Raw genomic sequence first — 19,951 nt, forward strand, 5'->3', positions numbered from 1 at the left:
GAGGCCTCCCTGTTGGAAAAGCTGCTTGTGGTAACGCCCCGGGACGGGGAGAACCCCAGGATGGACGCCGTACTCCGTGCCGTGCTCTCCGGCGTCCCCCATGAGCGGGTGGAGTCAGTAGAGGGGCCGGTGGAGCGCCGGCGCATCCTCTTTGCCATCTCGGTGGGCGGGGATGGGGTGAACCTGGGGTATGCCGCCCTTCTGCGGCGCCTGCGCCGCGGTGACGTCACGCTGGAGGGCTGCGTGGGCGGGCTGATTGTGGACGGGGGAAGCGAGCTCTACACCAAGTCCGCGGCCACGGAGCTGGTTCTTGCCGCCAACCGGGCGGGCTGTGCCTTTGTGGGCCGGCCTCTGGTGGAGGCCACCGGGTCGCTGTCCAATTTCAACGTTCTGGCCCGGTTGGGGAATCTGGATCTCCTGGACGCCTACCGGGAGAGCGCCGGACAGCTGATCGGCCGCATCCTGGCCTTTTCTCCGCCCCGCCGGACCCATCCGGAGCTGCTGACGCTCCATGCCTCCAGTCACAGGACCTCCAACACGTTGGCCCTCTGGGAATCGGTGAAGGAGCGGCTGGGGGAGGAGATGGGGTGGAGGGAGGTGGGCCTTCGAAACGGCTCCGTGGTGGACTGCTCCGGCTGCCCTTACACCATGTGCCTCCACTTCGGGGAGCGCGGCGGCTGCTTTTACGGCGGCGTCATGGTGGAGGAGGTCTATCCCGCATTGCGCCGGGCGGACGCGCTGGTGATGCTCTGCCCCAACTACAATGACGCCCTCTCCGCCAATCTCACCGCCAGCATCAACCGGATGACCGCCTTGTACCGCACCGTGCAGTTTTACGACAAGGCCCTCTATGCCATCGTGGTCTCCGGCTACTCCGGCGGGGACATTGTGGCCAGGCAGCTGATCTCGGCGCTGTGCATGAACAAGTCCTTTTACCTGCCGCCCCGCTTTGCCCTGCTGGAGACGGCCAACGACGCCGGAACCGCGCTGAACCTGCCGGGGATCGGCGGGCGGTTAGACGGATTTGCCAGGGGCATGGCGGCGCAGCTTCTGCCCTGAATGCAAAAAAAGCCAGCGGCTTAATGGCCGCTGGCTTTTGTCAAAATCGCAGAGCGTCGGTCTCCATTCCTCCGGCGGTAATAGGGCGTCCTATTTCCCTGACTGGCTGTGAACGAGCCCCCGCAGATACCAGGTGTCCTCCACCTGGCGCAGCACCAGCGTCAAGGAGAAGGAGACGCTGCCGTCGGTGTCGTTGAAGCAATAGTCCACAAAGGCGCAGTCCGGATAGGCGCCGGACAGATCCTGTTCCCCGCCAAGGGCCAATTTGCCCTCCGTCACCGTATCCGGTGCAAAATAGGCGCCGTCCTCATCCCAGACAAACCGGGCCCAGTAGTCGCTGCCGGTGAGGGAGACGGCTTGATCGTCCAGGCTTCCCCAAGTGTAGAGCTCCTTGTCAGAAAAGAAGGAGGAAAACTCCTCCGCCGTCACGGTGCGGTTGCGCTCGGAGACCGGGAGGCAGGGGGTGAAGGTCAGCCCCTGCTCCGGGTCGATGGAGGGTTTCAGCTCCCCGGGGCTCAGCCGCAGCAGGTCGAAGAGTGAGTCCGCCGCCTCCCGGGCGGTCTGGGGCTCCGGGCTGACGCTGCCGCCGGCGGGGCTGTCCGGAAGGTACTCCTGCATAATGCTGCCATCTAAGGAGACGATGTAGTTGGTCAGGTAGGAGAGGTGGCTGCCGTCCACCAGCCAGGAGACGCGGAAGCTGTAGCAGTCGGCGCCGTCCACGTTCACCATGTTTTCAAAGGCGATGGAAAATATGTTCCCGGTGGCCTCGTCCCGTTCGCCGAAATGCTCCTGCACCTTGGCCAGCGCCTCCTCCTCGGTAAGCACTGCAGCCTCGGAGCCGGGGGAGATCGGAGAGGAGCCGGAGGAGGAAGAACCGCCGGATGGGCCGCTTCGGGCGGCCAGAAGCAGCAGGGCCAATAGCAAAGCGCCAGCCGCTGTCAATACCAAACGCCTCATTCAAACACTCGCTTTCCATCGGAAAATTACAGTAGGGACGGTATCACAAAACAGGGTGCCTGTCAAGGAACAGAGTGTGAACAAAAAATACAGGGCGCTTTTGGAAATGATTGAAACTTTTCGTCCGGCGGAGCCGTCTAACTGTTATTCTGAACTTCTTTTCACCAGGAAGAAGTTGTTACGGATTTGTAAGTTGATTTCATAGGGAAACTGTATTATTATAAATAATACAGTTTCTTACATCGGAAGTGAAAGGACGGAAAAAGACATGGCAGAAGTGATGGATCCCGTTTTGGAAAAAAAGGACGAGGCCCTGGTGCAGCCGGAATCCGCAGCACCTCCCGCCCCCCAGAAGCCCAAGAAGAAAAAGAAGAAGAAAATCATCTCCTGGGTGATCCTGGCCGTGGTCCTTGGTGGTATTGCCTTTGGTATGTATCAATTGCTGGCGCCCAAGGAAGAGGAGGGGCAGGTGATCACGGACATGGTGCAGTACGGCTCCATCACCTCCACCGTGCAGGGCAGCGGCATCACCAAGCCCAAAAACAGCGAGACCATCACCCTGACCACCAGCGGTACTGTGGCGGACGTGTACGTCACCGAGGGCCAGCAGGTCACCGCGGGAACGCCGCTGTTCACCATTGACAGCGAGGCGGCCCGGGAGGCGGTGGAGAAGGCCCGCAAGGACGCCAACGGCTATCAGAAGCAGTTGGACGCCCTCTATAAGGACATCGCCGGGCTGAACCTGACCCCCGCCTATGGCGGCAAGCTCCTGGACGTGGTGAAGCTGAACGCCGGGGACACCATCTCCAAGGACCAGGTGGTGGCCAAGCTGGTGGATGACAGCACGCTGCGCCTGAAGCAGTATTACAGCTATGCCTACGCGGACAGCATCAAGGTGGGCCAGAGCGCCAATGTGTCCGTCCCCGCCCTGATGAGCAGCGGCATCACCGGCACCGTGGATGCCGTACATATGGTGGAGCGAATCAGCGCCGAGGGCTCCAAGCTCTTTGAGGTGGAGGTCACGCTGAAAAACCCGGGGACTCTGACGGCGGACATGGAGGCCTCTGCGGTGATCACCGTGGGCGGCGAGACCGTGTATCCCTATGAGTCCGCAAAACTGGAGTACAACCGCTCCACCGACCTCAAGTCCACGGTCAACGGCACCGTGATCTCCAGCAGCCTCCTGAATTATATGGAAGTGACGCCGGGCCAGGTGCTGGTAAAGATCGACGGCGAGGACAGTGAAAACGAGATATTCTCCCTGGAGCAGTCCCTGGCCACGGCCCAGAAGGATCTGGAGACCGCTCAGAAGAACCTGGCCAACTGCAGCGCCGTGGCGCCCATCGACGGCACGGTCATCGGCCTGGCCATTGCCCCCGGCGATGAGGTGGCGGCCAACACCACCGTGATCTCCATTGCCGATACCACCACTGTCCTCATCGACGCCACGGTGGACGAACGGAACATCTCCTATGTCCAGCAGGGCATGATGGTGGACCTGGACCAGTGGGGCACGCCCTTCACCGGCATGGTGGAGTCGGTCAGCCTCTCCAGCAAGGTGGAAAACGGCGTGGCCTCCTATCCCATGGTCATTTCTGTGGACAATACCGACGGCTCCCTGATGACCGGCAGCAATGTCACCTATTCCCTGATTGCCAGTGAGAACGACAACTGTCTGCTGCTGCCCATCCAGGCGGTGAAGTCCGTGCCCATGGAGGACGGCACCACCGGATCAGTGGTCTTTGTCAAGGCGGACAGCCGGCCTGAAAACGCAATCGATCTCACCGTCCCTGTGGAAGAAGTGCCCGAGGGGTTCTATGCCATACCGGTGGAGACCGGCATCTCCGACAACTACCATGTGGAGATCATCAGCGGCGTGGAAGAGGGCACGGAGGTATTTACAACAGTCCAGAAAGAGAATTCCTGGTATTAAGGGGGACGACATGTTAGCTGAATTGCGCAACGTCTACAAGATATACGGCGAGGGCCTGGAGAGCGAGGTGCGGGCTCTGGACGGCGTGTCGCTTGCCATCGACCGCGGCGAGTTTGTGGCGGTGGTGGGCGCCTCCGGCTCAGGCAAGTCCACCATGATGAACCTCCTGGGCTGTCTGGATGTCCCCACCTACGGCGACTACTTCTTAGACGGCGTGGATGTGAAGGAGCTTACGGACCGGGAGCTGTCCCATATCCGCAACAAGCAGATCGGGTTCATCTTCCAGGGCTTCAACCTGATCCCCGCCCTCACCGCAAAGGAGAATGTGGAGCTTCCGCTGATCTACCAGGGAATCAACGGCGAGCGCCGCCACGACCTGGCTCAGGCGGCGCTGGAGCGGGTGGGCCTGGGAAACCGGGGCGGCCACAAGCCCACTGAGATGTCCGGCGGCCAGCAGCAGCGTGTGGCCATTGCCCGGGCCATCGCCACCAGCCCGCCCATCATCATGGCCGACGAGCCCACGGGCGCCCTGGACTCCAAGACCGGACACGAGGTGCTTGGCTTTTTGCAGCAGCTCAACCGGGAGGGCAGCACCGTCATCCTCATCACCCATGACAACGGCATCGCCGCCACCGCCAAGCGGGTCGTCCGCATCAGCGACGGAAAGATCGTGGACGACCATCTGCAGGAGGTGGACTGGGCATGAATATTACACAGGCCATCAAAATGGCCATCAAATCCATCCTCTCCAACCGTGGCCGCTCCATGCTGACCATGCTGGGCATCATCATCGGCATCGCCTCGGTGATGACCATTGTGTCCACAGTCAACGGCTCCAACCTTGAGATGCAAAAGTACTATGAGAGCCTGGGAACCAACAAGATCAACGTGAGCGCCTACCAGTGGAACAACAAAGACATTTTTGACGAGCTCTACGACTACTGCAACAGCCTTTCGGACTATGTCCTGGGCGTGACGCCCAACGCCTCTTTCGGCGCCACCGTGGTCTATGGCAACAAGAGCAGTGCCAAGATGGGCGGGGGCGGCATGTATTACGGCGGAGGAATGGCTGTTTCCATGGATGGCGGAGGCGGCGGCATGGATAATGTCTATCCGCCCCAGCTGTACTTTGGAAGCGACCAGTACGCCATCTGCAACAATTTCCAGATCGCCCAGGGGCGGGATCTGAGCAAGATCGACATCGATTCCTATGGTCAGGTCTGCGTTTTGGGCGCCCGGGCGGCCCAGACCTTCTTTGACTATGCGGATCCCGTGGGCAAGGAGATCCAGGTCAACGGCAACCCCTTTCTTGTGATCGGGGTCTATGCGGAAAAGGACCCGGACAGCGACTGGTCCATGGACAACATCATTGTCTTCCCCTACACCGCCAGCCGCCTGCTGGCCCCGGACCAGCAGATGAGCGAGTTCGTGGTCAAGGCCGCCAGCAAGGAGGCCACCACCCAGGCCATCAGCCGGATCGACGCCTTCCTGGGCGGCATCATCGACATGAACCAGGGCTGGAAGCAGGTCTACAGCGAGAACCAGTGGCAGGAGAGCAACAACCAGGCCACCATGATGATGTCCCTGGTGCTGGGCGGCATCGCCTTCATCTCCCTGCTGGTGGGCGGCATCGGCATCATGAACATCATGCTGGTCACGGTCACCGAGCGGACCCGTGAAATCGGCATCCGCCGGGCCATTGGCGCCGAGCGGCGCTCCATCGTGACCCAGTTCCTCATCGAGGCGGCCATGATCTGCGGCGTGGGCGGTATCTTAGGCATCATCTTAGGCATCCTCTGCACGCTGATCGCCGGCAAGCTGCTGCTGCACCTGATCCTGTTCCCGCCGGCGTGGATCACGCTGTCCGCGTTCATCCTGTCCGTTGCACTGGGCATTATTTTCGGTATTTATCCCGCCATGAAGGCTTCCCGGCTCCAGCCGGTGGAAGCGCTGCGCGCGGAGTAAAGAAAGAAGTGGTATGAATATGAGAAAGACAAAACGCATTTCCCTCCTGCTGGCGCTGGCCCTGATGGTCTCCTGCCTGACGCCCTTTTCCGCCCTGGCGGCGGAGAACACGTTTTCCGACCTGAACGACCCGGACACGGCCTCCAATGTGGAGGTGCTCCGGATGATGGGCGTGCTGGACGGCTATGCAGACGGCACCTTCCGCCCCAACGCCACGCTGACCCGCGCGCAGTTTTGCAAGATGGCGGTGCTGATGACCAAAAACGGCGCCGACCAGGTGGGCCAGTATAAAAACTACACCATCTTCCCGGACGTGAAGGCCAGCCATTGGGCCTCCGGATACATCAACATGGCTGTCCGCGGGGAGAAGGCCACCGAGGAAACGGCGGCCCGCCCCGGCATCATCGCCGGCTATCCCGACGGCACTTTCCGTCCGGACAGCATTGTCACTTATGGCCAGGCGGTCACCATTTTGATGCGCCTTCTGGGCTATGCGGATAAGGACGTGGGCGCCGTGTGGCCCGACGGCTACCTGAACGCCGCGTCCACCATCGGCCTCACCGACGGGCTGAAGCTCACCGGCTCCGCCTCCATCACCCGGGGTAAGGCGGCCCAGCTCTTTGTGAACCTGCTCAACACCAACATGAAGGACTCCACCTCCACCTACGCCGCCTCCATTGCCAACTCCCTGGTGGCGGACACCGTGCTGCTGTCCTGCTCCGCCACTGCCTCCGACGGCTCCTCCGGAGCCCTGCAGACCTCCGACGGCACCTATAAGCCGGCCCGGAACAGCGGCTCGGGCCTCCTCAACGGCCGAAAGGGCACGGTGCTGCTGGACGCCTCCGGCAAGGCGCTGACCTTTGTGCCTGTCAAGGCCGGCAGCTCGGAGACCTTCAACCTGTCCGTGGCCAAAGCCGGCTACCTCCAGGACAGCTCCGGCCACCGCTATGAGGTCACCGCCAAGACCGTGGCCTACCACAATGGCGAGAAGACCACCTACGGCGAGATGTACACCTACCTGCGGGCGGGAAACTCCGTGACGGTCTACTTCAATGCCGCGGGCACGGCGGAGTACGTCTTCTCCGGCAGCGAGTCCACCACCGATGCAGTGGTGGTGCTGGCCAAGGGCTCCACCAACGGCTTTACCTCCCTGACCGGCGGAAGCACCAACTATAAGCTGAGCAAAAACGGCCTCACGATCACCTCCTCTGACCTGCGCGCCAACGACGTGGCCACCTACAACGCGGCCACCAACACCATCCAGGTCTGCGACACCCGCCTCACCGGCGTCATCGAGAACGTGTACCCCAACTTTGAAGCCCCCACCAGCCTGACGGTGATCGGCCATGAGTTCGAGGTGCTGCCCAGCGCCGGCGAGATGCTGTCCGGCTTTAAGGTGAACGACAGCGTGTCGCTGCTGCTTACCGTGGACAACAAGGTGGCGGGCGCCGTGGCCAATACCGCCGCCACCCGCTCCAACGCCATCGGCATGGTGACCGCCGCCTCCGGAACCTCCGCCACGGTGCAGCTGCTCAGCGGCCTGGAGCTGACCGGAAATACGGATACCAGCGAAAGCTACAACGCCAAGCTCCTGGGCCAGCTGGTGCGGGTGTCCTCCGCCCGCCGGGGGACCATCTCCCTGGCCACCCTCAGCGGCAGCGGCTACAACACCCTGGACATGTCTACCCGCAAATTGGGCAGCGCCGCCCTGGCCGACAACGTGATGGTCTACGAAAAGGCCCACGCCAACGCCCCGGTGCAGCCCATCGTCCTGACCCAGATCGTCCAGAGCAAGATCAACGGCTCCAACATCGCCTTTGCCGAGTATGACTGGGCGGGCCGGGTGAGCCTGCTGATCCTCAACAACGTCACCGGCGACACCTTCACCTACGGCCGGGTGCGGATGGAGGACGACAGCCTCACCGTGAGCTATGACAACGGCAAATCCGTCAGCGCCACCTCGGCCTATAAGTTTGCCGATGGCTCCTTTGCGGGCATCGCCGTCAACTCCGCCGGAAGCCAGGTGGTGGCCGTGATGAGCCTGAAGCAGCTGGACAATGTGCCCAACAACGCGTGGAAGTCCAGCGAGTATGTGACGGTGGACGGTGTGACCTATCCCGTCAGCGAGGATGTGGTCTGCTACAACCGGACCACCGGGAAGTTCCTGACCCTCAGCGCGGCCCGGGCCTTCGCCTCCACAGCGACGCTCTACTACGACCGCACTGTGGATGAGGGCGGAAAGATCCGCGTTGTCGAAGTGCGATGAATTGAATCGAACCTGTGGCGCTGCTGACAGAATTGTCTGTCGGCAGCGCTGCTTTTTGTGACATTCGCTTTCTTGACGCTGCAATGGGGGAAGCCTATAATATAAAGTGTAAATACAAGATGGATTCCTGCCTAAGAGTTGGTAATTTATTCCTTATTTTGGAAAGGATTACCCTGCGCGGGATCCGGAGAGAGGGAACCATATGGAATTGGGAGATCGGACCATCGCCAGGGACTATGAGAGATACGGCGCCCATCCGGAAGAGAGAGACGGACGGGCCGGATGGCGCTTCCGGGTCTGGGCGCCCCAGGCACGCAGCGTTTCCGTGGTGGGAGAATTCAACGGGTGGGATCCCTCGGCAACCCCAATGGAGAGAAAAGACCAGGACTGGGAGGCGTTTGTCCCCGGCCTTGCCCAATACGACACGTACAAATACGCCGTTGTGGGGCAGGGCGGGCAGGAGGTGTGGAAGAGCGACCCCTATGCCTTCCACGCGGAGACCCGCCCCGGCACGGCCAGCAAGCTCTACGACCTCTCCGGCTACCAGTGGAGGGACGGCCGCTGGAAGCCAAGGGAGCTCTACGACCGGCCGCTGAACATCTATGAAGTGCACCTTGGGTCCTGGAGGCGGCGGGAGGACGGGGCGTTTTACGATTACAGGAGCCTGGCGGAGGAGCTGTCCACCTATGTGAGCGGCATGGGCTACACCCATGTGGAGCTGCTGCCAGTGACGGAACACCCTCTGGACGACTCCTGGGGCTATCAGTGCACCGGGTATTTCGCTCCCACGTCCCGGTTCGGCACGCCCCACGACTTCATGTATTTCGTGGACTGCATGCACCGCCGCGGCATCGGCGTCATACTGGATTGGGTGCCCGCCCACTTCTGTAAGGATGAGCAGGGGCTCTATGAGTTTGACGGCAGCTGCTGCTATGAGTACGCCGACCCCAACAAGCGGGAGCACGCGGGATGGGGCACCCGGGTCTTTGACTATGGCAAGCGGGAGGTCCGGGAGTTTCTGCTCTCCTCGGCCGCGTTCTGGCTGCGGGAGTACCACATCGACGGCCTGCGGGTGGACGCGGTGGCCTCCATGCTGTACTTGGACTATGACCGGCCCGACGGAGCATGGACGCCTAACCACTACGGCGGGAAGGAGAACCTGGAAGCCATCGACTTCCTGCGGGATTTGAACCGCACGGCCTTTGCCGTCAACCCCCGCGTACTGATGGTGGCGGAGGAGTCCACCGCCTGGCCCCTCGTCACCTATCCGCCGGAGGAGGGTGGGCTGGGCTTCAACCTGAAGTGGAACATGGGCTGGATGAATGACATGTGCCATTATCTGAAGTTAGACCCCTATTTCCGCCAGCACCATCACAGGGATTTGACCTTTTCCATGATGTATGCCTTTTCTGAGAACTATATCCTCCCCGTGTCCCACGACGAGGTGGTGCACATGAAGGGCTCGCTGGTGGGGAAGATGCCCGGGGACTACCGGACGCAGCTCCAGTGCCTGCGGGGATTTTACGCCTATATGATGGCCCATCCCGGCAAGAAGCTGATGTTTATGGGCGCGGAGCTGGGCCAGTGGCATGAGTGGGACGCGGGCAGCGCTCTGGACTGGTATCTGCTGGATCATACCGAAAACCAGCAGACCCAGCAGTTTTTCCGGGACATGAACCACTTTTACCTCCACCAGAGCCCGCTGTGGGAGGTGGACCGGGACTGGGCCGGATTTGAGTGGCTGGTGGCCGACGACAACCAGAACAATGTGGCCGTGTTCCTGCGCAGGGACAAGGCGGGCAGGGAAGTGGTCTGCGCCGTCAACTTTTCCCCCAATACCTATGAGAACTACCGCTTCGGCGTGAACGACAAAGCGCGCTACAGAGAAATCTTCAACACGGACGACCCCGCCTACGGCGGCAGCGGCGTTTCCAATGAGACGGCGATAGCGGTGGAGCAGGTCCCCTCCCACGGGAAGCCCCAGTCCATTGCCATCCGCATCCCGCCCTTTGGCGCCGTATTCTTCCGGGGAGAGGCCCGCCGTGGAAGCAAACGCAGTTCATCACTCCAGGGTAAGGAAAGGAAAGGGATGGTGTAAAATGAAAAAAGAGTGCATCGCCATGCTGCTGGCAGGCGGACAGGGAAGCCGGCTCTACGTGCTCACCGGGGAGATGGCAAAGCCGGCGGTCCCCTTCGGCGGGAAGTTCCGCATCATTGATTTCCCGCTGTCCAACTGCGCCAACTCAGGAATCGACACGGTGGGCGTCCTGACCCAGTACCGGCCGCTGGAGCTCAATAGCTATATTGGCAACGGCCAGCCCTGGGACCTGGACCACACCGACGGCGGCGTCCACATCCTGCCGCCCTACCAGTCCGCCACCGGCGGGACCTGGTACAAGGGCACCGCCAACGCCATCTACCAGAACATGGGATTCATCGACCTCTATGACCCGGACTACGTGGTGATCCTCTCCGGCGACCACATTTACAAGATGGACTACTCCCTGATGGTCAGACGCCATAAGGAGAGCGGCGCGGCCTGCACCATCTCCGTCATGGAGGTGCCCTGGGACGAGGCGCCCCGCTTCGGCATCATGAACGTGGATGAGTCCGACCGCATCACCGAATTTGAGGAAAAACCCAAAGCGCCCAAGAGCAACCTGGCCTCCATGGGCATCTATGTCTTCTCCTGGCAGACCCTGCGCCGCTATCTCATCGAGGATGAAAGGGATGACGCCTCCAGCAACGACTTCGGCAAGAACATCATCCCCGCCATGCTGAGGGAGGGGGAGAAGATGGCGGCCTACCGCTTCTCCGGCTACTGGAAGGACGTGGGCACCCTGGAGTCCTTGTGGGACGCCAATATGGATATGCTGGCCCGGGACACGGGGCTGGACCTGCTGGACCCCGACTGGCCCATTTATGCCAGGACCACCTCGCTGCCCCCGGCCTTTTTGGGTTCTCAGGTGGAAATTTCCAACAGCGCCATCAGCCGGGGCTGCGACCTTCAGGGCACGGTGAAAAACTCCGTTCTTTCTCCGGATGTAACGGTGGAGGAGGGGGCGGAGGTCTCTTATTCCGTGCTGATGCCCGGGGTCACGGTGGAGCGGGGCGCCGTGGTGCGCTACGCGATCTTGGGTGAAAACTGCCGCATCCGCGCCGGAGCCAAAGTTGGGGACGACCCGGAGCGGGTGGAGCCTGTGAATTGGGGCCTGGCAGTGCTGGGCCCGGGCACGGAGGTGGAGGCGGGCCGGGTGATCGCACCCAAGACCATTTTGGATCGCAGCGGTGAGGAGGTGTCAAGATGAACGGGATGCATGGAATCATATTCTGTTATGAAAAGCGGAACAACCTGCGGGAGCTCAGCGAATTCCGCTCCCCATCCTCCATTCCCTTCGGCGGACGCTACCGGGCGGTGGATTTCGGGCTGTCCAATCTGATCAACGCCGGAGTCACCGACGTGGGAGTGGTGCTCCATGGCCGGTACCAGAGCCTTCTGGACCATCTGGGCACCGGCAAGAATTGGGACCTGAGCCGCAAGCGGGGCGGATTGAAGATTCTCCCGCCCTTTGCCTTTACCCAGCAGTGGGGCGACAGGGCCTTCCGGGGAAAGATGGAGGCGCTGGCCGGCGTCCGCTCTTACCTGGACGAAATCCGCCAGGACTACGTGGTGATGATGGATGGGGACCTGGTGGTGAACCTGCCGTTGGACCGGGTGCTGGAGCACCACATGGCCTCCGGTGCGGACATTACGGTGGTATGCGGCAACGACTGCTTCCAGGTGGACGATGGCACCTATTTCCAGATTGATGACACGGGCCGTGTGATCGACACGGTCTATCACACCAACTGCCCCCGTGGCAACCGCTCCCTGGAGGTCTACGTCATCTCCACCCGGCTGCTCATCGACCTGGTGGACTACTGCGCCAGCCACGACCAGTACAGCCTGCGCCGGGATGTGCTGCAGGCCCAGGGAAGTACGCTGAACATCCGGGCGTTCATCTGGAACGGGTTCGCCGCCCAGATCCGCTCCGTGAAGGAGTATTACGACCGCAGCATGCAGCTGCTTGACCCGGCCATACGGAAGGACCTCTTCTGCCCGGAGCGGCCGATCCGGGCCAAGAGCGGCGACGAAGCCTCCGCCTATATCGACCCCCAGACGGCCTGCCGCAACTCACTGGTGGCGGACGGCTGCTTTGTGGAGGGCACGGTGGAGAATTCCATCCTCTTCCCCGGGGTCACGGTGGAACGGGGGGCGGAGGTGCGCAACTGCGTGCTGTTCAAGGGCGCTGTGGTGCGCCGCGACGCGGTGCTGCACTATGTCATTGCGGATAAGAAAGTGGAGATTCTGGAAGGGCGCCATCTGATGGGCCATGAAACCTACCCCGTGGTGGTATCAAAAGGAGCGATCGTGTGATGACTACGAAAAAAGGAAACGGAGAACTTAGGAAGGCCGCCAAGCCCGCTGAGAAGAATACCGCAAAGAGCAAACCGGCTGGTGCAAAAAAAGCGGTGAAAAAGGGCGCAGATAAAACCACTCGGGAGAGCACTGTTGCCGCCGGGGAGACGATGGACTCTCTATCTGTGAATGAGGCGGCGGGTTTTCCCGCTGCGGCCGAACCGGCTCCAAGGCGCATCTTATATGTGACCAGCGAAGCGGTGCCCTTTTGCAAGACCGGGGGACTGGCCGACGTGGCCGGCTCCCTGCCCCAGGCCCTGGCCGCTGCAGGCAACCAGGTGGCGGTGATCCTGCCGCTGTACCAGAAGGTGAAAGATGCTTTCGGCGACAAATTGGAGTTTATGAAGTACATCTATGTCCGACTGGCATGGCGCAGCCTGTACTGCGGTCTGTTCCGTATGGAGAAGGACGGGGTCACATGGTACTTTGTGGACAACGAGCAGTATTTTAAGCGCCCGGAGCTTTACGGCTACTATGACGACGGCGAGCGGTTTGCCTATTTCTGCCGCGCCGTGGTGGAACTGCTGCCCCATCTGGACTTCTGGCCCCAGGTGATCCACTGCAACGACTGGCAGAGCGCCCTGGTTCCCGTATATTTGAAGGACGACGGCGTTCGGGAGGAAGGGCTCCAGGGGATTCGAACGGTGATTACGGTGCATAATATTGAATACCAGGGCCGCTACGGCAAGGAGACACTGGGGGACCTCTTTGGCCTGAACGCCGGATGGCTCCGGGACGGCACACTGGAGATGGATGGGGACATCAATCTGATCAAAGGCGCCATGCTCTGCGCCGACGCGGTGACCGCCGTGTCTCCAACCTACGCCCAGGAGCTGAAGTTCGCCTATTTTGCCCATGGGCTGGAGAGCATCGTCAGCAATTGCAGCGACAAGCTCTATGGCGTGCTCAACGGGCTGGACATGGAGCGCTACAATCCGGAGGAGGACCGCACCATTGCCGCCACCTACAGCGCGGAGGACCTCTCCGGCAAGGCCCGGGACAAATCGGAGCTGCAGCGGCTGCTGGGGCTGCGGGAGGAGGCGGATACCCCGGTGATCGGCATGGTCTCCCGCCTGGTATCCCACAAGGGTCTGGATTTGGTGCAGCAGTCGTTCCAGGCTCTGATGGAACTGCCGGTCCAGATGGTCCTGGTGGGTAAGGGAGACTATAAGTACGAGGAATTTTTCCGCTGGGCCCAGCAGCACTATCCCGGCCGCATGTGCGCCTACATCGGCTACAACGAGGCCATGAGCATGAACGTCTACGCCGGGGCGGACCTGTTCCTGATGCCCTCCCGCAGCGAGCCCTGCGGGCTGAGCCAGATGATTGCCATGCGCTACGGCACCGTGCCCATCGTCCGGGAGACCGGAGGGCTGAAGGATACGGTCCAGCCCTATGAGGCGTGGCGGGACAGCGGGAATGGCTTCACCTTCGCCAACTACGACGGCGCTGATATGCTCAGCGTCATCAGCCAGGCGGTGGAGCTGTACCGCGGCGACCGGGAAGCCTTCCGCCGGCTTCAGCTGCGCGGCATGACCGGCGATTACAGCTGGCGGCGGAGCGCAGAGGAATACCGGCGCATTTATGACAAAATCCTGGGCTGACCCCCGGGTACAGAAAGGAAACTCAACGTAAATGGCAACTGTGACGAGCAAGACATTGGAGGGAGCGCTGGGAGCCAAGCTGCGCCTGAATTTCGGCAGTACGGTGGAAGAGGCCACCGACGCCCAGATGATGAAGGCCTGCGCCCTGGTGCTGCGGGATATGATGGCGATCCGTGAGGTGGAGACCAAGCAGATGGTCCGCCGGGAGGAAAAGCGCCAGGTGCACTATATGTCCCTGGAATTTCTCATGGGCCGCAGCCTGATGAAAAACGCATACAACCTGGGGCTTCTGCCCCAGCTGCGCCAGGCCCTGGAGAATTTGGGCTTCCGGGCGGCGGACATCTTTGAGCTGGAGCCGGACGCCGCCCTTGGAAACGGCGGCCTGGGCCGCCTGGCCGCCTGCTACCTGGACAGCATGACCACCCTGGAGATTCCGGCCACCGGATACTCCATCTGCTATGAGCTGGGCCTCTTCCGCCAGAAGATCATCGAGGGGCAGCAGGTGGAGCTGCCGGACAACTGGAAGGACCTGGGCGACGCATGGCTGATGCCCAAGCCCCAGGAGACGGAGGAGGTCCACTTCGGCGGGAACATCCGGGAGTTCTGGGCGGACGGGTACCACCATGTGGTCCATGAAAATTACCAGACTGTGCTGGCCATCCCCTGCGACATGGAGATCGCCGGCTACGAGACGCGCCATACCAATACCCTGCGGCTCTGGGACGCCAAATCCCCTTCCCCTGTGGACATGTCCCTTTTCTCCCAGGGCGAGTACCTCAAGGCCACCGAGGCCCACGCCATGGCGGAGGTCATCGCCAAGGTGCTCTACCCGGAGGATAAACACATCGAGGGCAAGTCCCTGCGCTTAAAGCAGCAGTACTTCTTTGTCTCCGCCACGGTGCAGAGCGTGGCCCGCCGCCACCTGGAGACCTACGGCACGCTGAAGAACTTCCATGAGAAAAACGTGTTCCAGGTCAACGACACCCACCCGGCCCTGGTGATCCCGGAGCTGATGCGCCTGCTCATCGACGACGCGGGCCTGAGCTGGGATGAGGCGTGGTACATCACCACCCACTCTGTGGCCTACACCAACCACACAGTGCTCTCCGAGGCCCTGGAGCGCTGGCCCCAGGACCTGATCCAGCGGAACCTGCCCCGGATCTGGCAGGTCCTGGTGGAGATTTCCAACCGCTGGCAGAAGAAGGTAGAGGACTTCTACCACGACAGCACAAAAACCGAGGACATGGCCATTATCTGGGGCGGCCAGGTCCGCATGGCGAACCTTTGCATCGCCGGCGGTATGGCGGTAAACGGAGTCAGCGGCCTCCACTCCGGCATATTGAAAAAAGACCTCTTCCGCAATGCCTACGGCATGGAGCCGTGGAAGTTCCAAAACGTCACCAACGGCATCGACCACCGCCGCTGGCTCTCTGAAATCAACCCCGGATTGGACCGGCTGATCCGGGACCTGGCCGGGGGAGACGAGTATCTGCTCCACCCCACGGCGCTGAGCAGGCTGGATGATTACGCGGACGACGCGGAGGTGCTTCAGCGTCTTTCGGAGATCAAGCGGAAGAACAAGGAGGCCTTTGCCGACTATGCCCGCAGAACTCAGGATGTGGTGCTCAACCCGGACGCCATTTTCGACGTGCAGGTCAAGCGGCTCCACGAGTATAAGCGCCAGCTTCTCAACGCGCTGCACATCATCACCCTGTACCAGCAGCTTCAGGACGATCCCGGCCGGTCCATGCAGCCCCAGACCTTCCTCTTCGGCGCCAAGGCGGCGCCGGGCTATGCGGTGGCCAAGCGGATCATCCACCTCATCAACTCCCTGGCGGACCAGATCAACCACGACCCCATCTGCAAGGATAAGCTCCAGGTGGTGTTTTTGGAAAACTACCGGGTGTCCCTGGCGGAGCAGCTGATCCCCGCCAGTGAGGTCAGCCAGCAGATTTCCACCGCGGGCAAGGAAGCCAGCGGAACCGGCAATATGAAGTTTATGATGAACGGCGCGCTGACGGTGGGGACCCTGGACGGCGCCAACGTGGAGATGCACGACTTGTTGGGCGATGAAAACATGTTCCTCTTCGGCCTTCACGCCGACGAGGTGGCGGAGCTCAAGGCCAGGGGATACCTGCCCCAGCGGCTCTACGCCCGGGACCCCATCCTCCGCCGGGCGCTGGATCAGCTGAAAACCGGATTCCGGGACGGCGTGAGCTATGAGGACCTCTTTGCCCGGCTGGTGACCGGGAGCAACTGCGCGGCAGATGAATATCTGCTGCTGGCGGACTTTGCCGCCTACTGCGCGGCAGAGAAGCGGATGGTGGAAACCTACGCCAATCCGGCGGAGTGGAACCGCATGAGCCTGCACAACATCGCCCGCTCCGGCATGTTTGCCGCGGACCGGGCCGTGGCGGAATACGCCGACCACATCTGGCATGTGGGCCACAGGTGAGTCTTATTCCGCTAAAAACGGATGAAAAGGGCGCGGCGCCGATTGCCGCGCCCTTTTTTGTCCCTTCAAAGCGCCTTTTTGGAGGAAAAGCTGATTTTACTTGCATTTTTGCCAAATATCCGGTATGATCTATCCTGACGGAGTATTTCCGTCACTTTTTTGCAAATCCCCACCATATGCGGGAGAGAATAGAGGATAAAAAGAGGAACAGACTATGGAAATTACACAGGGCGTGCGCTTTGACACTTTGGGCCTGACGCCGGAGATCATGCGCGCCATTGAGAAAAAGGGGATCGAGACGTCCACCCCGGTGCAGGCCGGATGCATCCCGCCCATGCGGGAGTGGAAGGACGTCATCGCCAAGGCCCCTACCGGGACGGGCAAGACCTTTGCCTTCGGCATCCCCATCATCGAGCACATCAACCCGGACAATGAGGAGGTGCAGGCGGTGATCCTGGCCCCCACCCGGGAGCTCGCCATGCAGACCGCTGGGGAGCTGCGGGACCTGGCCGCCTTTCGGCCGGGCGTGCGGATCGTCTGCCTCTACGGCGGGCAGCCCATCGGCAAGCAGATCGATGCGCTGAAGAAAAACCCCCAGATCGTGGTGGCCACGCCGGGGCGGCTGGCCGACCACATGAAGCGCCGCACCGTCCGGGTGGACACAGCCCAGACCGTGGTGCTGGACGAGGCGGACCGGATGCTGGACATGGGCTTTATCCACGATGTGACCAAGCTGCTGGACCGGATGGACAAGCGGCGGAACCTGGGCCTTTTTTCCGCCACCATCTCCCGGGAGGTCATGGACATCGCCTGGGTCTATCAGCGGGACGCGGTGGAGATCGAGGTGCGGCCCGACGAGCAGAACAAGCCGGACATCCTTCAGTTCCGCATGGAGCTGCCCCAGAGCGAAAAGACCGACGCCATTGTGAAGCTCATCGAAAACGGGGAGCTGGAGCGGGTGATGGTCTTCTGCAACACCAAGGGCTCCACGGAGCGGATCACCAAGTTTTTGCAGATGCGGGGCGTGGACGCGGAGTGCATCCACGGCGACATCCCCCAGCGCAAGCGGGAGCAGGTGATGGACCGGTTCCGCAAGGGGGAGCTGCGGGTGTTCGTGGCCACGGATGTGGCCGCCCGGGGCATTGACGTGGACGACGTGGACGCGGTGTTCAACTGCGATGTGCCGGATGAGAACCAGGACTACATCCACCGCATCGGCCGCACGGGCCGGGCCAAGCGCCACGGCGTGGCGGTGACCTTTGTCTCCGACTACCCCTCCAAAATGCGGATGGACGACATTGCCAAGTTTACGAAAAACCAAATCCTCAACGTGCGCTTCAACGAGGACGGCACGCTGGTGGAGGTCGAATAGGTTGAGCGCGGAGCAAGGCTGCTCCGCGCTTTTTGCATCCAGGGCCCAGCAAAATGTAAACAATTCTTAAATTTGTTATGATTTGCCGCTGTTTTGCCGGCCCCGGCTTTACAAATTGGGGCAAAGCAAGTATAATGACGGGTACTTTCCCGGATGAAACAGGTTGTATGGATCAAGAAAAGAGGGATTGTCAGATGAAGAGACGAGTGGTGCTGTGCGCCCTGATGAGCCTGTTGCTGCTGAGTGGATGCGGGGCTGGGCAGGGAAGTGCGTTTTCCCTCAACGCATCCATTGTGGGGCAGGTGGATACCCTGGACCCGGCCATGGCCGTGGGCCAGGCCAACGAGACGGTGGTGCTGCACCTCTATGAGAACCTGATGCGCACGGTCCTGACGCCGTCGGAGGAGACCGAGCTTACCGGCGGCGCGGCAAAGAGCTACGATGAGGAGACCAACCACGACGGGACGGTGACCTATACGTTCCACCTCCATCCGGATGCCAAGTGGTCTGATGGGACGCATGTGACAGCCCAGGACTTTGTCTATGCGTGGCAGCGCCTGGTGGATCCTGCCCAGGGATCTCCCAACCATTCCCTGCTGGAAATGGTGCAGGGCTACCAGGAGGTCCGCGCCGGCGCCGATGTGTCGGAGTTGGGGGTGGAGGCCAAGGACGAGGACACACTGAGCGTGACACTGGGCTACAAATGCCCCTACTTCATCACCGAGGTGTGTACGGCGGCTGCCACCATGCCGGTCCGCCAGGCGTTGGTCCGGGACGGCTGGGGCCAGGACTGGGAGCGCTCCGTTACCAACGGCGCCTATCAGGTGGCTGCTCTCCGGGAGGGAGAGTACCTGGAAATCAAGGCGAACGCGCAGTATCACGAGAACGGCTCCGGCGGGCCGGAGAGCATCAGGTTCTACTTGGCCGACACGGTGGAGGACGCCTATGCCCTGTTCCTGGACAATGCGGTGGACTTTGTAGCGCCCATCCCAAACCAGCGCCTGGCGGAGCGCCTGGAAAATAAGCTGTACGTTCAGCCCCAGGGCCTGTCCACCTATACGGTGCTGATGAACAACGGCAATGAGGCATTTTCAGACCCCCAGGTGCGCAGGGCATTTTCCCTGGCAATCGACCGCTCCGCCCTTGCCGGGCTGGCTGGCCCCGGCGCAGCCGCCGCACGGGGGCTTGTGCCCGGCGGCGTGATGGAGACAAAGGAGGAGAGCTTCCGCTCCTGCGGAGGGGACCTGTTGGGCACGGACCGGGCGTACGGGGACAACTGCAAGGCCGCGCGGGAGAGCCTGGCCCAGGCCGGGTACGCTGACGGCGCGTCTTTCCCGGCCGTGGAATACCTCTATGTGGACGAAGAAGGTGCCGCGGAGGCAGCCCAGGCTTTGGTGCAGATGTGGAAGGAGCAGCTTGGGGTCCAGGTGAGCACGCGGGCGGTTTCCGGCCAGGAGATGGAGAAGGCACTGGCCGACGGGACCTACGCCCTGGCCGCGGTGGAGATCACCTCTCCGGTGGCCGACGCCATGGGGTTTTTGGAGCGCTGGGAAAGCGGCAACGAGCACAATTTTGCCGGTTACAGCAACAGCGCCTTTGACACGCTGATGACGGTGGTGCGCAGCGCCACCGACGAATCGGCCCGGGTGGCCTGCCTGCACGACGCGGAGACGCTGCTGCTGGAGGACGCGGCACTGGCGCCGCTCTACAGCGTGGGCAGCGACGGGGAGTCGCAGTACGGCTTCTCCGGATTTTATCAGGATAGCATGGACCACTGGCACTTGGGCAGTGTGATGCTCACATTGACCTGAAGCGCCGGACAGCGCGGCAGTTGCCAGCGGTAGGGAGAATGGAGGGGAGGCAGCGCCTCCCCTCTTCTGT

13 protein-coding genes are annotated in these 19,951 nt (G+C 61.6%); 12 read left to right on the plus strand and 1 reads right to left on the minus strand.

What is annotated here, in order from left to right:
- Positions 1 to 12: 12 nt before the first annotated feature.
- Positions 13 to 1,059: an NAD(P)H-dependent oxidoreductase gene (locus H8790_RS00915; RefSeq protein WP_243208530.1), complete on the plus strand. Its 1,047-nt coding sequence runs from the start codon at positions 13 to 15 to the stop codon at positions 1,057 to 1,059.
- Positions 1,060 to 1,149: 90 nt separating this feature from the next.
- Here H8790_RS00915 and H8790_RS00920 read toward each other — a convergent pair whose 3' ends face one another.
- On the minus strand, positions 1,150 to 2,016 hold the full coding sequence (locus H8790_RS00920) for a hypothetical protein (RefSeq protein ID WP_187333235.1): 867 nt from the start codon (positions 2,014 to 2,016) through the stop codon (positions 1,150 to 1,152).
- 268 nt (positions 2,017 to 2,284) lie between these two features.
- Between H8790_RS00920 and H8790_RS00925 the strand changes: the two genes are divergently transcribed.
- The 11 genes from H8790_RS00925 (at position 2,285) to H8790_RS00975 (ending at position 19,881) form a co-directional block, all read left to right on the plus strand.
- Positions 2,285 to 3,949: an HlyD family efflux transporter periplasmic adaptor subunit gene (locus H8790_RS00925; RefSeq protein WP_243208531.1), complete on the plus strand. Its 1,665-nt coding sequence runs from the start codon at positions 2,285 to 2,287 to the stop codon at positions 3,947 to 3,949.
- A 10-nt stretch (positions 3,950 to 3,959) separates the two neighbouring features.
- Positions 3,960 to 4,655: an ABC transporter ATP-binding protein gene (locus tag H8790_RS00930; RefSeq protein ID WP_187333236.1), complete on the plus strand. Its 696-nt coding sequence runs from the start codon at positions 3,960 to 3,962 to the stop codon at positions 4,653 to 4,655.
- Positions 4,652 to 5,914, plus strand: coding sequence for an ABC transporter permease (locus H8790_RS00935; RefSeq protein ID WP_187333237.1), 1,263 nt, complete (start codon positions 4,652 to 4,654; stop codon positions 5,912 to 5,914). Before H8790_RS00930 ends, H8790_RS00935 begins: the two co-directional genes overlap by 4 nt.
- Before the next feature lie 19 nt (positions 5,915 to 5,933).
- Complete coding sequence (locus H8790_RS00940; protein ID WP_187333238.1) at positions 5,934 to 8,180, plus strand: S-layer homology domain-containing protein; 2,247 nt, start codon at positions 5,934 to 5,936, stop codon at positions 8,178 to 8,180.
- 202 nt (positions 8,181 to 8,382) lie between these two features.
- Complete coding sequence (glgB, locus tag H8790_RS00945; RefSeq protein ID WP_187333239.1) at positions 8,383 to 10,278, plus strand: 1,4-alpha-glucan branching protein GlgB; 1,896 nt, start codon at positions 8,383 to 8,385, stop codon at positions 10,276 to 10,278.
- A 1-nt stretch (position 10,279) separates the two neighbouring features.
- Entirely contained in the window at positions 10,280 to 11,488 is a 1,209-nt protein-coding gene (locus H8790_RS00950) for a glucose-1-phosphate adenylyltransferase (protein WP_187333240.1), read from the plus strand.
- The gene (gene glgD, locus H8790_RS00955) at positions 11,485 to 12,597 is read left to right on the plus strand and encodes a glucose-1-phosphate adenylyltransferase subunit GlgD (RefSeq protein ID WP_187333241.1); all 1,113 of its coding nucleotides are present in this window, start codon (positions 11,485 to 11,487) and stop codon (positions 12,595 to 12,597) included. Before H8790_RS00950 ends, glgD begins: the two co-directional genes overlap by 4 nt.
- Entirely contained in the window at positions 12,597 to 14,243 is a 1,647-nt protein-coding gene (gene glgA, locus H8790_RS00960) for a glycogen synthase GlgA (protein WP_243208532.1), read from the plus strand. Before glgD ends, glgA begins: the two co-directional genes overlap by 1 nt.
- Before the next feature lie 31 nt (positions 14,244 to 14,274).
- Entirely contained in the window at positions 14,275 to 16,698 is a 2,424-nt protein-coding gene (locus H8790_RS00965; RefSeq protein WP_187333242.1) for a glycogen/starch/alpha-glucan phosphorylase, read from the plus strand.
- A gap of 214 nt (positions 16,699 to 16,912) precedes the next feature.
- Positions 16,913 to 18,070 (plus strand): DEAD/DEAH box helicase, encoded by a 1,158-nt coding sequence (locus H8790_RS00970; RefSeq protein WP_187333243.1) that lies wholly within the window; start codon positions 16,913 to 16,915, stop codon positions 18,068 to 18,070.
- A gap of 194 nt (positions 18,071 to 18,264) precedes the next feature.
- Entirely contained in the window at positions 18,265 to 19,881 is a 1,617-nt protein-coding gene (locus H8790_RS00975; RefSeq protein ID WP_187333244.1) for a peptide ABC transporter substrate-binding protein, read from the plus strand.
- Positions 19,882 to 19,951 lie beyond the last annotated feature (70 nt).

It is taken from the genome of Oscillibacter hominis (assembly GCF_014334055.1).
GTDB classification, from domain to species: Bacteria; Bacillota; Clostridia; order Oscillospirales; family Oscillospiraceae; genus Oscillibacter; species Oscillibacter hominis.